This window comes from Pseudomonas sp. NPDC096950 (assembly GCF_044762525.1).
Classification (GTDB): domain Bacteria; phylum Pseudomonadota; class Gammaproteobacteria; order Pseudomonadales; family Pseudomonadaceae; genus Aquipseudomonas.
Window position 1 is genome coordinate 64069 of sequence record NZ_JBIWEL010000009.1, and the last position, 12399, is coordinate 76467.

A 12399-nucleotide genomic window follows, 5' to 3' on the forward strand; every position below is an offset into this window, starting at 1 on the left:
AGAAAGTAGGTGAGCGAAATAACCGCCATTGGCGTTAATCTGGCAGGCGCTTATCAAGTGCTGCAAAGTCAGATCACGAATGTGAGTGACGAGTTTTTTGGCGAAAAGATTATATGTCTAAAGCGACATCAAAAAGCCATCTTTCCTTTTGATGCTCATTCTCTGCTTTTTTTGGTGGTGGTGATAAATCGATTGCTGCCTATCGCTACACGCAGCAATCGGCCAAAAGTGGCCTTGACAACCCAATATAGATCTGTTTCATTTTTCAGTAGCAAAGCCGACGCGCTGTCAGTCCTGCTTCCTCCTAGCCACGGTGCGGTTGATTAAATATGGTGGGAGTACTATAAAATTTTCTGGGATCATGGGCTGAAGCCAGCCGTGCGGATGTAACCTTCGAAGCGACCGCAGAAAAAGGCGATCAACAAACTGAAAGGAATGAATTCGCATGAAAGACAAAAAAATAATTAAAGTGGGTAAGGAATTACCCTTGGAGGATGCAGTAGAGGCATTCGTCGATACATTTTTTACTAGCGGTGCTCTTAGTGCATTTCCTTTAACAGGGACTGCAATTGGATTTTTTAAGGCTTTCAGAAGCTACAAAACAGAGAAATTTAAAGCGAAATTAAAAGGATTTATTGAAGGGGTTGATAACTTAAAACAAGAAGAGTTCGCTAAATTTATTGCATTGAGAGATCCGAAAGATGATCCTTTGCTGAGTGAGCACTTGCTAGAGCTAATTGAGCAGGCAGAGTCAGAGCAGAAAGCAAAAATAATTGGAGTCATATTTCGCAGGCTCGTTCGAAATAAGATAAGCCGAGGTCAATTTACGGATCAAGTACGCTTTGTAAATAAAATATACATAATCGATCTTTTTACCTTTATGCATGGGTACCACAACTCTTACATCTTAGAAGATGGTCTAGGAGATATACTTGTAAATCATCGAATCTGCAAGCGCAATGTAAGCTTTGCTAGCAGAGATAAAAACTTACTCAGGCAAGAAACGGAGCAGTATATAAAAGTAAGTTATGAAATCACTGGAGTCGGAAATAAATTTCTCAGATCCTTACATGAGGCATATAGAGATAAAATTGAACAAAAATACATTCTAGAAGATTAGACTATTTAAAATATCGCATTAAGTTCATATTAATGCAGTGCATCCTATATTAAGAGATTCGAAGGCGACAATTGTGAACGTCTGCTTTCGGCCTAAGCTGTGTAAAAACGTTTTAAAGCAGGTATGGCGGCCCGAACGAAAATCGCGTTCCTAAGCAAATCCTTTCCCAGTGGCCAAATCCACAGCGGCACTATGCGCGTCAGAAAACCGCGCCCCTGCGGTCAGATCATAATCGACCCCTGGCGGCACCTCGCCGTAATCGAAACGCACAATCAATCAATCCGTTCGAGTCGCCGCAGGCTTCGGGTCAACATGCTTTGCGTGACCCCAGCAAGCCGCCGGCCGATTTCGGCGTGATGCAATTTTCCCACCACGCACAACGCACGGCCTATGCCCCACGACCAGCGATTGCCCGCGTAAGCTGGGACAGCTTCATCATTGATTTTATTGCGCCATCATGGGCATGATGATTGCGCGAGGGAACCTAATAGATAGCAAGGAACTTAATATGGCTGATTTTTTCATTTCCGGCATTCGCCGGGAAAAACCGGGTGGTCACATCCAGCAAGTCCAAGTAATTAGAAGTGGGAAAGCAGTGCATATGACTGCTGACCGTGTATTCGTCGCCGACCTAATCACTCTGGGCAAGACAACCTTCCAGACTATTTTTTGGGAAAATAACGCATGGCGTTACGGCGCGCATGTGCACGTGGTAGATGGGGAATATCTGGCGACTGATCGGAACGCCAGAAAAGAGGACAATCTCGAAAGCTTACCTACGTTCTAATATATAGCGCGATTAAACTCTTCCCTCGCACCTTTAATGGCTACATGCCGTGCGCAACTGGTCTCATGAAACCGGATACCCTTTTAAGTGAGAATAATCGCCAGATCGCACCCCAGTTCAGTATGTGCCATGAATGTCTGCTTTTGGCCGTTGGCTGTCTTTCGCGAAGGGTGATTTTACGGCGAAGCTGAGCGCCGTGAGTGGAGAAATCAAGCTGGGCTTCAGCGAAACCTTCCTCCCCCTTTTTTAAGTGGCGAAATTTCTGGGCAAGGTCTTCGGAAATTTCCTTCGAGTCGCGGCGGTTTTGGTGAACTGGTGCGTGTTGGGTTCAATCGGTAGGCTTTGGTGGTCGCTGAAAATCAGTGACAGGGCGTAGGAACCCTTTAATAGCATCGGTAATGCGTTAGCAATCGAAGTCAGATTTGCGGTCCGCCATGTGCGTCAGTAATATCTGTCGCGGCGGCTATGCGCGGACACGTTTCGGCGTGGTCGAGTTTTCCGATGCTCGGTATTCCTACCCCGCGTATAGCTGCCACCCAAGCCTGTAGGAAGGCTGATGGCAGCTTCCATTTCTCATCGGAAGCTTAAAAAATGACAACACTTCATCCCGATCCACCCTACGAAAAACCAACTCCCCACCCCAAAAGCCGCTTCATGGCGCTCACCAGCAATTGCGATGACATGCCGACCTTGTTCGTTGATACCCACGCGCCGCTTGATGTTTTGTATGACGCTGCCAATTATCGAATCCGTGCGGTCACTCAAGTGCTGGAGAATATGTCCATGCGTGGGTCGATTGATTGTGAGTCCTTCATTCTCAGTGACTTTGCGTTGCTGTGTGCCATTCCGTTGCGGGATGGGTGTGATGTGTTGGATGTGTTGGGGCGGCGGTTGCGGGCGATGCCTTCGGAGTAGCGTCTAGCGCTGTGATGATCGTTCCCACGCTCTGCGTGGGAATGCAGCCGGTGACGCTCTGCGTCACATGAGGGGCAGGCTGGACATCGGTGCTGGGGGCTGGAACGCGGAGCGTCCCTGGAGGCATTCCCACGCGGGAGCGTGGGAACGATCGGGTTAGCGGTGGCCGGCTACTAGTGTTTCTTCAGTTGCGGGCACCGCAAGGCTATCAATTACATGCACGCTATACCCCGGCACATTCTTCGCGTGGTGTTTGGCCTGTGACGCCATCTCCGCCAGCAGGCTCGCATCGAGTTGTCCACAGGCTTCTGGATGCAGGTGCACCACGCCGATGGACAGTGAAAGCAGTGGAAATTCCTGCCTTACACCTTGGCGATTCGGCGCGATGAAGCAGCCAGCCTCCAAATGCTCAGCGCGATAGAACCGCCGGCACTGGCTATGGAAATCATCCAGCAACTGGTTCAAACGTTTGCGCCAATCCTCGGGCCCGAGCACCAGCAGGAAGTCATCACCGCCGATATGTCCTACGAAGTCGCGGGAAGGATCAACGCGATCATTCAGACACTGCGCCAAGCACAGTAGGACTTCATCCCCACGACCGTAGCCGTAGATGTCGTTGAAGGGTTTGAAGCTGTCGATGTCCACGTAGCAGATCACCGATTCCCGCGCTTGTTGCAGCAGGCGGGTCAGGCATTGCTGGATGGGGACGTTGCCGGGCAGCAGGGTCAGGGGGTTGGCGTAGCGGGCTTGTTGGATTTTGAGTTCGGTGATCAGTTTGAGGACGTCGATGACGCGGCCGAGCCCGAGGTAGCTGCCGTTGAGGGTGATGATGAAGTCTTCTTCGATGCGTTGCCGAGCGCGGCTGGTGATGAGGCGGCTGACTTGTTGCAGGGACTGGCTCATTTCGACGGCGAGGAAGTCGTCGTTCATCAGGCGGCTGATGGGTTTGCGGGCGAAGAGGTCGGTGGCGAAGGGCTTGAGCAGGGCGTCGGAGAGCGAGTGGCGGTGGACGATGCCGCACGGTTGGCCTTGTTCGTCGAGCACCGCCAGTGAGTTCAGATTGGCTTGGCGGCGGAAGGCTTCGAGTACGGTCGCGGTCGGGGTGTTGCGGGCGACGGCGGGTTGGTCGTTGAGCAGGGCGCTGAGGTCGCTGCCTTCGTCGTTCAGCGCCACCACGGTGCTTTCCTGTTTCGGCATCAGGGTCCGCGCATCCCGTGGCGGATGTTCCTGAGGGCGGCAGAGCAAATAGCCTTGCACCAGGTCCACGCCCATTTCGGTCAGTATCGCGAGTTCTTCCGGCAGTTCGATGCCTTCGGCGATCACTTGTGCGCGGGAGGCCTTGGCGATTTGCAGGATCGAGCCGACGAACTCGCGCTTGAGCGCGTCCTGATGGATGCCGTCGATGAAGTGACGATCAATTTTGACATAGTCCGGTCGCAGCTCGGACCACAGGCGCAAGCTGGAATAACCTGCGCCGAGATCGTCCAGCGCAATGGAAAACCCCATCGCCCGGTAGTGATGCAGGGCGTTTTGCAGCAGCTGGAAATCATCGGTCGGGGTTTGTTCGGTGAGTTCGATCACCACCTGGCTTGGCGGTATGCCGAAGTCCTGCAGCAGTTGTAGGGTGCGACCCGGTTGGTGCGAGGTTTCGAGCAGGGATTCCGGCGACACGTTGAGGAACAACTTGCCCGGCAGTTGCTGTTCGTTGAAGCGGCGGCAGGCGCTCTGGCGGCAGGCGATTTCCAGCTCACTGAGGCGCCCGGCCTGGCGGGCCACGGCGAACAGGGCGATGGGGGAGTGCAGCGGGCTGTTGGAGGGGCCGCGGCTCAGGGCTTCGTAGCCGATGATTCTTCGTTCAGAGAGGGAAATGATCGGCTGGAACAGACTGTGCAAACCGCTTTGAGCCAGTATTGAACTCAAGGCACTCAGCTGTTCGGTCGTGGTCATGGCGTTCTCTGGCGATAAAAAAAGGACTGGGAGCAGACTCTTGATTCAAGAGGTGCTCCCAGTCCTGTATTTCACGACAGAATGATGACTGTTTGATGACGCTCCGGGGAGCGTCAGCATTAAATTGCCATCATCTTAATGCTTGGCGACCTGGTTGCTCAGTTTCAGGTAGTCCAGCAGCACCCGCCCGGTTTCGCTCAGGTAGGCATCGTCTTCCGGTTTGATTTTGTCCGGCTCGGCCGCGATCGCATCTTCGTCTTCTTTCTTCAGCTCTTTGAGCGGTTCTTCGCCCTTGGCTTTGCGACGGATGTTTTCCATAACCAGTTGCTTGGCTTCGATGTCCGCATGTTGCTTGCGACGATCGGCTTCGTTGAGGCTGACGGTTTTTTCTTCCATCAGCTTCTGGGCCAGGGCCAGCTTGTCACGGATGAACACGAACTCCGCGTCTTTGGCCGAACGTACGTCGTGCTCGGATTTGAGCTCGGCGATGTATGGCTTGAACGGGTCGGTCGCCGGTTTGATCGAGGCCTTGATGGTGTCCCACGGCATGGCTTCCGGCAGGGCGCTTTCGCCGATTTCCTTGGTGTCGATGATCGACGGGAAATCCACATCCGGCAGTACGCCCTGATGCTGGGTGCTCTGGCCGGATACCCGGTAGAACTTGGCCAGGGTCAGTTTCAGTTCGCCATGGTTCAGCGGCTGAATGGTCTGCACGGTGCCTTTGCCGAAGGTCTGGCCGCCGATGATCAATGCACGGTGGTAGTCCTGCATGGCGCCGGCGAAGATCTCCGAAGCCGAGGCGGACAAGCGGTTGACCAGCAACGCCATCGGGCCTTTGTAGAACGCGCCTGGGTTTTCATCTTCCAGCACATCGACCCGGCCATCGGCGTTACGCACGAGTACGGTCGGACCTTTGTCGATGAACAGACTGGTCAGCTCGGTGGCTTCCTGCAAGGAACCGCCGCCGTTGTTACGCAAGTCGATGACCACGCCGTCAACTTTGTCTTTCTGCAACTCGGTCAGCAGTTTCTTGACGTCGCGAGTGGTGCTCTTGTAGTCCGGATCGCCAGCACGGAATGCCTTGAAGTCCAGATAGAAGGCCGGGATCTCGATGACGCCGAGCTTGTAGTCCTTGCCGTCCTGTTTCAGGTTGAGGACCGACTTTTTCACAGCCTGATCTTCAAGCTTCACCGCTTCACGGGTGATCGGCACGATTTTGCTGGTCTGGTCGTTTGGCGCATTGCTGGCCGGAATCACTTCCAGGCGCACCACGGTGCCTTTCGGCCCACGGATCAGCTTGACCACTTCGTCCAGGCGCCAGCCGACCACGTCGACCATCTCTTTGTTGGCCTGGGCCACGCCGATGATCTTGTCGGCCGGGGCCACCATTTTGGTCTTGTCGGCCGGGCCTGCCGGCACCAGGCGCACGACTTTCACCTGGTCGTTATCGCTCTGCAACACGGCGCCGATGCCCTCGAGGGACAGGCTCATGTTGATGTCGAAGTTTTCCGCGTTATCCGGCGACAGATAGTTGGTGTGCGGGTCGTAGGACATGGCGAAGGTGTTGATGTACGCCTGGAAGATGTCTTCCGGACGGGTCTGGTCCAGACGCGACAACTGGTTCTTGTAGCGCTTGGTCAGGGTTTCCTGGATCTGCTTGGAATCCTTGCCGGCGATCTTCATCCGCAGGACTTCGTCCTTGACGCGTTTGCGCCACAGGTCGTCGAGTTCGGCGGTGGACTTGAGCCACGGGGCATCCTTGCGATCGATCAGCAAGGTTTCCTTGGTGGTGAAGTCGATCTTGTCGACGCCTTTGTTCAGCTCTGCAAGGGCGAAGTCCAGACGCGCTTTGACGCGGTCCAGGTAGCGCTTGTAGATGGTGAACCCGGCGTTCAGGTCGCCGCTTTTGAGGAAGTCGTCAAACTGGGTTTTCCACTTGTCGAATTCGGCAATGTCGCTGGCCATGAAGTAGCTGCGCGATGGATCCAGCAGCTTGAGGTAGCTGTCGTAGATGATCACGGAGCGCGCATCATCGAGCGGCGGCTTGCTGTAGTGGTGACGCTTGAGCAGCTCGACGACGTTCAGACTGGCGATTACTTCGTCACGATCAGGCTGAAGGTTGTCCCAGCTATTGGCTGCAAACGAATTGCTCGACATCGGCAACAGGCCGATACCAATAAATAGAGCTAGGGCGGTGCTGGGAAACAGTTGCTTCATGCTGATTCGACGCGGGGACAATTGATCACGCATATTAGGCCGTCTTTGAAGTCGCCGGTTCCACAAAGGGCCGGTCACATAATGCAAGAAAGCCCGGCGCTACCGCTACGGGCTCAGTCCAGACTCACTATGGAGGCACTGTGAAAGCATTGCAAGGCGTTGACGGTCAAGTGGAGTGGGTTGAAGAGCCGAGTCCTACGTGCGATGTAGGACAAGTTCGCATCCGAGTGGCGGCAGCGGGTCTCAATCGAGCGGATTTGTTACAGAAGGCAGGCCTTTATCCGCCCCCGCCGGGAGCCAGTCAGGTGCTCGGTCTAGAGTGTTCGGGGGTGATCAGCGAGGTCGGCGCGGGCTCGTCCTGGCAGGTCGGAGACCGGGTCTGCGCCTTGCTGGCCGGGGGCGGGATGGCCGAAGAGGTGGTTGTCGACGGACGGCATGTGCTGCCGGTGCCCGAAGGTTTGTCGTTGGCCGAGGCGGCGGCATTGCCCGAGGTGTACGCGACCGTTTGGTTAAATTTATTTCATCTTGCCGGCCTCAAACCCGGTGAGAAAGTTCTGCTGCACGCCGGGGCAAGTGGAATCGGTTCAGCCGCCATTCAGTTGTGCAAGGCGTTTGGCAACCCGTGCTGGGTGAGCGTCGGGTCCGCCGAGCGTTTGGCCTACTGCGAAGCTTTGGGAGCCCAGGGCGGGGTCGTGCGCACCGGGGATCTGGAGAGCTTGAGCGACCTGGGGCCGTTCGATGTGATCCTGGATCCGGTGGGCGGCAATTATGCGGCGCTGAATCTCAAGTTGACCGCGCTGGATGGCCGTTGGGTACTGATCGGTTTGATGGGTGGCCGCGAGGCGAAGCTGGATCTGGCGCAGGTGCTGGGCAAGCGCGTGCAACTGCTGGGCTCGACGTTGCGCAGTCGCGATGATCAGTTCAAGGCGGATGTGTTCAGTGATTTGAGCCAGCATGTGTGGCCGTTGTTTGCCGAAGGGCGGTTGAAGCCGCAATTGGCGAAGACGTTCAAGATCAAGGATGCCGAAGCGGCGTTTGCGGAGTTGGCGAGTAATACGGTGGCGGGTAAGTTGGTGTTGGTGATCGACGAAAGCCTGGTTTGAGGCTTTAAAAGCATCGCGAGCAAGCTCGCTCCCACAGGTTCAGCGCAATCCCTGTGGGAGCGGGCTTGCTCGCGAAGGCGATGTGACAGTCAACATGGATAGCGACTGACACGGCCCCTTCACGAGCAAGCCCGTTCCCACATGGGGGTGGTGTTATTTCCAGAGATGGATTGGCCAGCCGGCCTTTTCGGCGTGCTCCAGCAACACCGGATCCGGGTTCACCACATGCGGGAAGTCCACTTTCAGCAACAACGGCAAGTCATTGCGTGAGTCCGAATAGAAGCTCGCGCCTTCGAGGTTTTCCTCTTCGGCATCCAGCCATTCCAGCAACCGGGTGATTTTGCCTTCGCGGTAGGTCAGGGTGCCGACCGTGTGCCCGCTATAAACGCCATGGGCCACTTCCAGTTCGATGCCGAGGATCTCGTCGATCCCCAGACGATCAGCAATCGGCCGCACCAGGTGCGTGCCCGACGCCGAGATCACCAGGATCCGGTCGCCGGCCTTGCGATGGGCGGCGATGGTTTTGGTGGCGTCGCTGAAGATTATCGGCTCGATGAAATCTTCCACCCACGGGCCGACCAGGTGATCGACCTCTTCCGGCGTGCGGCCGATCATCGGCTCCAGGCTGAAGGTCATGTAGTCCTCCATCCGCAGCTTGCCGTGGCTGTAGGCGTCCATCAGTTCGTTGTTCTGCCGCATGAACGACTCGGGATCGACCCAGCCCAGCCGGCCCATCTGCTCGCTCCAGAGGGTGGCGCAGTCGCCGTGGATCAGAGTTTCGTCCAGATCAAAAATTGCCAGGGCCATCAGTGCAGTTCTCTCTTCAACATCAGCAAAGGCATCAGGCTACCTCACACAGGGCCGTCGGATCGATGGAAAGCGCCAGTCGCTGACCATCGGGGTGCAGATCGGCCGCCGAGCGGTTGAGCACATCCACCACCAATTCCACGCCCCGGGCCTCGACCCGGTAGCGAATCACGTTGCCCAACAGGCTGTGGCTGCGAATCTGCGCGTCGAGGTCACCGTTAAGGCTCAGTTCGATGGCTTCCGGGCGAATCGCGATGCGGTGGCTGATCGGCCGTTGCAGCAGCTTCGAGGCGGCGTCGGCGTCCAGCAGGTTGTAGTTGCCGATGAAACCGGCAGCGAACACATCCACCGGCGCGGTGTAGAGGGTTTCGGCATCGCCGCTCTGTACGATCTTTCCCTGATTCATCAGGAAAATGCGATCAGACATGGTCAGGGCTTCTTCCTGATCGTGTGTGACGAAGATCGTGGTCAGGCCCAGTTCGCGCTGGATCGCACGGATCTGTTCGCGCAAGTGCTTGCGAATCCGCGCGTCCAGGGCCGACAACGGTTCATCCAGCAGCAACAAACGTGGTCGCGTGACCAGCGAACGGGCCAGGGCCACGCGCTGGCATTGGCCACCGGACATTTGATGGGGATAGCGTGAAGCGAAGTCGTTCAGCTCCACCAGTTTCAATACTTCAGCGACGCGCTTCTGACTGTCGTCGGCGTTGACCTTTTGCATGCGCAAACCGAAAGCGACATTCTGCTCTACAGTCATATTCGGAAACAGCGCGTAGCTCTGGAACACCATGCCGATTCCGCGTTTCTGCGGGCTCAATGGCACGATGTCGACGCCATCGAGCAGGATCTTGCCGCCATCCACCGAGGTCAGCCCGGCAATGCACCGCAGTAAGGTGGATTTGCCGCAACCGGACGGGCCGAGGAGGGTGACGAATTCGCCCTTCTGGATTTCGCAGTTGATGTCGCTGAACACCGTGGTGCCCGCGTAGTTTTTTTGCAGGTGTTGGACGCTGACATAGCTCATTCGCTTTTGTCCTTGTTCAAGATATTGGCCGCCCAGGTCAGAACCAGCACAAAGAAGAAGTAGGAAATCACCAGCGCACTGGTGAAATGGCCGCTGCTGTTACGCATGTTGTTGAGGTAGACCTGCAGGGTTTCGTAGCGGGTGCCGACCAGGATGTTGGCGAACACGAACTCGCCGAACAGGAACGAGAACGACAGCAGCAACGCCACCATCAAGCCCTTGCGCAGGTTCGGCAGCACCACCAGGAACGCCGCTTGAAAGGTGCTGGCACCGAGCAGTTGGGCGGCGTCCATCAAGTCGCGCAGGTTGATCGCTTGCAGGTTGTTGGTGATCGCCCGGTACATGAACGGCAGCGCCACGGTGAAGTAGCAACCGATCAGAATCCACGGCGTGCCGACCATTGCAAACGGCCCGGAACCGTAGAGTTGCAGCAGCCCCACCGACGACACCACCGGCGGCACCGCGAAGGGCAGCAGGATCAGGATGTTCATCAAGGCGTCGAGTTTCGGGAAGTGGTAATGCACCACAAACAGCAGCGGCAGAATCAGCACCACCGACAGAATCAGCGCGCCGACGCAGACCAGCAGCGATTGCCCGAAGGCGTGCAGAAAGCGCGGATCGCTCCACAGCTGCACGTACCATTTGAAGGTGAAGCCACTGGGCAGAATGGTCGCCGACCAACTGCTGGCGATCGAGTAGATCAGCGTGCCGGCGAGGGGCAGCAACAGGATGGCAAACAGCAAATACACCACGACCCGGTGGTAGACACCGACAGGCCCTAATTCAGCGCGAGACATGGTAGCTCCTCTTCAACAGCAGCTGATGCACGATGGTCACCAGGGTCATCAACGCCACCAGCACCACGGCCAGGGCACTGGCCAGGTTCGGATCGAGGGAAATATCGCCGGACACCATCGCCGCGATGCGGATCGGCAGCACGTTGAAGTTGCCGGTGGTCAGGGCATACACCGTGGCGTAGGCGCCGAGGGCGTTGGCCAGCAGGATCACGAACGTACCGAGCAGCGCCGGGGTCAGCACCGGCAAACCGATGTGGCGCCAGAACTGCCAGCCATTGGCGCCGAGCAGTTCGGCGGACTCGCGCCAGTCTTCGCGTAACGCATCGAAGGCCGGGTAGAGCAGCAGCACGCCCAAAGGAATCTGGAAGTAGGTGTAGAGAATGATCAGCCCGGTTTTCGAGTACAGGTTGAAATCCTGAATGATCCCGGCCTGTTTCAGCATGATCGTGAAACTGCCGTTGAAGCCCAGCAGAATGATGAACGCGAAGGCCAGGGGCACACCGGCAAAGTTGCTGGTCATGTTGGCGAAGGCGTTGACGAAGTTGCGCAGTTTCGAGTCGACCCGGCGCAGGGAATAGGCGCCGAGCACCGCGATGATAATCCCGAACACGCTGGACCAGAAACTGATCTCAAGGCTGTACTGGATCGCCTGCAAGTAGAACTTCGAACTGAAGATCTTGGTGAAGTTTTCGATGCCCCAGCCAAACTCTTCCGATTGCAGGCTGTTGATCATCACCCAGACCAGCGGGGCGATTTCGAACACGATAAAGAACAGTGCGAAGGGCACCAGGCATAAAGCCGCCAGCCATTTGCCGCGAGAGATGGAATTCACTTGAGCAGCTCCCGGCACACAGGTTTGTCGTGGGCCACACCCAGCAATTCGCAGACGGTGCCGCAGATCTCTGTCTGTTTCGGCGTGGCGCCGGCGTTGAAACTGAAGGCGTCGCCGAGGACGAACAGCGGCACTTCGCGTTCTTCCGGCAACAGGCCGTTATGGGAGCGGTCGTTGTTCATGCCGTGGTCGGCGGTCACCAGCACCTGGTAACCGGCATCGAGCCAGCCTTGCAGGTAATCCGCGAGGTAGATGTCGGCGAAGCGCGCACTGTTGCGGTATTGCGGGGTGTCGAGGCCGTGCTTGTGCCCGGCGTCGTCGATGTTCATGGGGTGGATCAACAGAAAGTTCGGCGTGTGGCGCAGGCGCAGGTTTTCCGCGTCGGCGAACAGGTGCGAATCGGGGTAGTGATCGCTCCAGTAGAAGTGTCCGTGCTGGATCGGCAGTTCCGGGTTATCGGTGTGACGATCCCGCGCCGCCACGAATGGCGAACGGTTGTACAACTCGCTGACCCAGTGATAGGCCGCGGCGGCGGTGGTCAGGCCGGCGTCGGTGGCGTAGTGGTAGATGCTGCGCTGGTTGGACAGGCGTGAGACGCCGTTGTGGACGATGCCACTGTCGATCGGCGCAACGCCGGTCAGGATGCATTCATACAGCGGTCGGGACAGGGCCGGCAGTTCGCATTCCAGTTTGTAGAGCGCCGCGCGTCCTGCGCCAACGTAAGCCTGCAGGTGCCCCATGGCGTGGCGCGCGACCTCGTAGTTGAGGCCGTCGAGCACGACAAGGATGACGTTGTGCTTCATAGGGGCGATGACTCCGCAAAACAGATATTCGAAAAGTCCGGGTTTCA

General features: G+C 56.7%; 13 protein-coding genes. 5 read left to right on the forward strand and 8 right to left on the reverse strand.

Going from position 1 to position 12399, the window contains the following annotated elements; all coding sequences use genetic code 11:
• Window positions 1–9 precede the first annotated feature (9 nt).
• Together ACIQY3_RS16010 and ACIQY3_RS16015 are read left to right on the forward strand one after the other, a co-directional pair.
• On the forward strand, window positions 10–327 hold the full coding sequence (locus ACIQY3_RS16010) for a hypothetical protein (RefSeq protein WP_403021039.1): 318 nt from the start codon (window positions 10–12) through the stop codon (window positions 325–327).
• 118 nt (window positions 328–445) lie between these two features.
• Window positions 446–1120, forward strand: a complete 675-nt coding sequence (locus ACIQY3_RS16015; protein WP_403021042.1) for a hypothetical protein — start codon at window positions 446–448, stop codon at window positions 1118–1120.
• A gap of 272 nt (window positions 1121–1392) precedes the next feature.
• On the opposite strand, the gene ACIQY3_RS16020 is transcribed toward ACIQY3_RS16015, so the two are convergent.
• Entirely contained in the window at window positions 1393–1563 is a 171-nt protein-coding gene (locus ACIQY3_RS16020; RefSeq protein ID WP_403021306.1) for a winged helix-turn-helix transcriptional regulator, read from the reverse strand.
• A 65-nt stretch (window positions 1564–1628) separates the two neighbouring features.
• Here ACIQY3_RS16020 and ACIQY3_RS16025 point away from each other — a divergent pair, with 65 nt between their 5' ends.
• On the forward strand, window positions 1629–1907 hold the full coding sequence (locus tag ACIQY3_RS16025; RefSeq protein WP_403021045.1) for a DUF3892 domain-containing protein: 279 nt from the start codon (window positions 1629–1631) through the stop codon (window positions 1905–1907).
• Window positions 1908–2498: 591 nt separating this feature from the next.
• The gene (locus ACIQY3_RS16030) at window positions 2499–2822 is read left to right on the forward strand and encodes a hypothetical protein (RefSeq protein ID WP_403021048.1); all 324 of its coding nucleotides are present in this window, start codon (window positions 2499–2501) and stop codon (window positions 2820–2822) included.
• Window positions 2823–2978: 156 nt separating this feature from the next.
• Here the strand turns inward: ACIQY3_RS16030 and ACIQY3_RS16035 are convergent, their stop codons facing one another.
• Window positions 2979–4769, reverse strand: coding sequence for a bifunctional diguanylate cyclase/phosphodiesterase (locus ACIQY3_RS16035; protein ID WP_403021051.1), 1791 nt, complete (start codon window positions 4767–4769; stop codon window positions 2979–2981).
• Window positions 4770–4904: 135 nt separating this feature from the next.
• Window positions 4905–6986 carry a carboxy terminal-processing peptidase gene (locus tag ACIQY3_RS16040; protein WP_177331462.1) on the reverse strand — a complete coding sequence of 694 codons (2082 nt, stop codon included), beginning with the start codon at window positions 6984–6986 and terminating at the stop codon, window positions 4905–4907.
• A 140-nt stretch (window positions 6987–7126) separates the two neighbouring features.
• Between ACIQY3_RS16040 and ACIQY3_RS16045 the strand changes: the two genes are divergently transcribed.
• Window positions 7127–8089: a zinc-binding dehydrogenase gene (locus ACIQY3_RS16045; RefSeq protein WP_163909150.1), complete on the forward strand. Its 963-nt coding sequence runs from the start codon at window positions 7127–7129 to the stop codon at window positions 8087–8089.
• A 153-nt stretch (window positions 8090–8242) separates the two neighbouring features.
• Here the strand turns inward: ACIQY3_RS16045 and ACIQY3_RS16050 are convergent, their stop codons facing one another.
• From ACIQY3_RS16050 to ACIQY3_RS16070, 5 genes are read right to left on the reverse strand one after another with little or no spacing between them, the layout of a single operon-like run.
• Entirely contained in the window at window positions 8243–8896 is a 654-nt protein-coding gene (locus ACIQY3_RS16050; RefSeq protein ID WP_123510678.1) for an HAD family phosphatase, read from the reverse strand.
• Window positions 8897–8930: 34 nt separating this feature from the next.
• Window positions 8931–9920 carry an ABC transporter ATP-binding protein gene (locus ACIQY3_RS16055; protein WP_403021055.1) on the reverse strand — a complete coding sequence of 330 codons (990 nt, stop codon included), beginning with the start codon at window positions 9918–9920 and terminating at the stop codon, window positions 8931–8933.
• Window positions 9917–10717: an ABC transporter permease gene (locus ACIQY3_RS16060; RefSeq protein WP_054049589.1), complete on the reverse strand. Its 801-nt coding sequence runs from the start codon at window positions 10715–10717 to the stop codon at window positions 9917–9919. Before ACIQY3_RS16060 ends, ACIQY3_RS16055 begins: the two co-directional genes overlap by 4 nt.
• A complete protein-coding gene (locus ACIQY3_RS16065) occupies window positions 10704–11549 on the reverse strand; it encodes an ABC transporter permease (protein ID WP_403021058.1) in 846 nt (281 codons plus the stop codon). Before ACIQY3_RS16065 ends, ACIQY3_RS16060 begins: the two co-directional genes overlap by 14 nt.
• Window positions 11546–12352, reverse strand: coding sequence for an alkaline phosphatase family protein (locus ACIQY3_RS16070; RefSeq protein ID WP_403021060.1), 807 nt, complete (start codon window positions 12350–12352; stop codon window positions 11546–11548). The genes ACIQY3_RS16065 and ACIQY3_RS16070 overlap by 4 nt, the downstream gene beginning before the upstream one ends.
• Window positions 12353–12399 lie beyond the last annotated feature (47 nt).

Coding starts and splice junctions, on each gene's coding strand:
- ACIQY3_RS16030 (WP_403021048.1), top strand. CDS start 2,499: ATGACAACACTTCATCCCGATCCACCCTACGAAAAACCAACTCCCCAC.
- ACIQY3_RS16015 (WP_403021042.1), top strand. CDS start 446: ATGAAAGACAAAAAAATAATTAAAGTGGGTAAGGAATTACCCTTGGAG.
- ACIQY3_RS16070 (WP_403021060.1), bottom strand. CDS start 12,352: ATGAAGCACAACGTCATCCTTGTCGTGCTCGACGGCCTCAACTACGAG.
- ACIQY3_RS16040 (WP_177331462.1), bottom strand. CDS start 6,986: ATGAAGCAACTGTTTCCCAGCACCGCCCTAGCTCTATTTATTGGTATC.
- ACIQY3_RS16035 (WP_403021051.1), bottom strand. CDS start 4,769: ATGACCACGACCGAACAGCTGAGTGCCTTGAGTTCAATACTGGCTCAA.
- ACIQY3_RS16050 (WP_123510678.1), bottom strand. CDS start 8,896: ATGGCCCTGGCAATTTTTGATCTGGACGAAACTCTGATCCACGGCGAC.
- ACIQY3_RS16025 (WP_403021045.1), top strand. CDS start 1,629: ATGGCTGATTTTTTCATTTCCGGCATTCGCCGGGAAAAACCGGGTGGT.
- ACIQY3_RS16060 (WP_054049589.1), bottom strand. CDS start 10,717: ATGTCTCGCGCTGAATTAGGGCCTGTCGGTGTCTACCACCGGGTCGTG.
- ACIQY3_RS16055 (WP_403021055.1), bottom strand. CDS start 9,920: ATGAGCTATGTCAGCGTCCAACACCTGCAAAAAAACTACGCGGGCACC.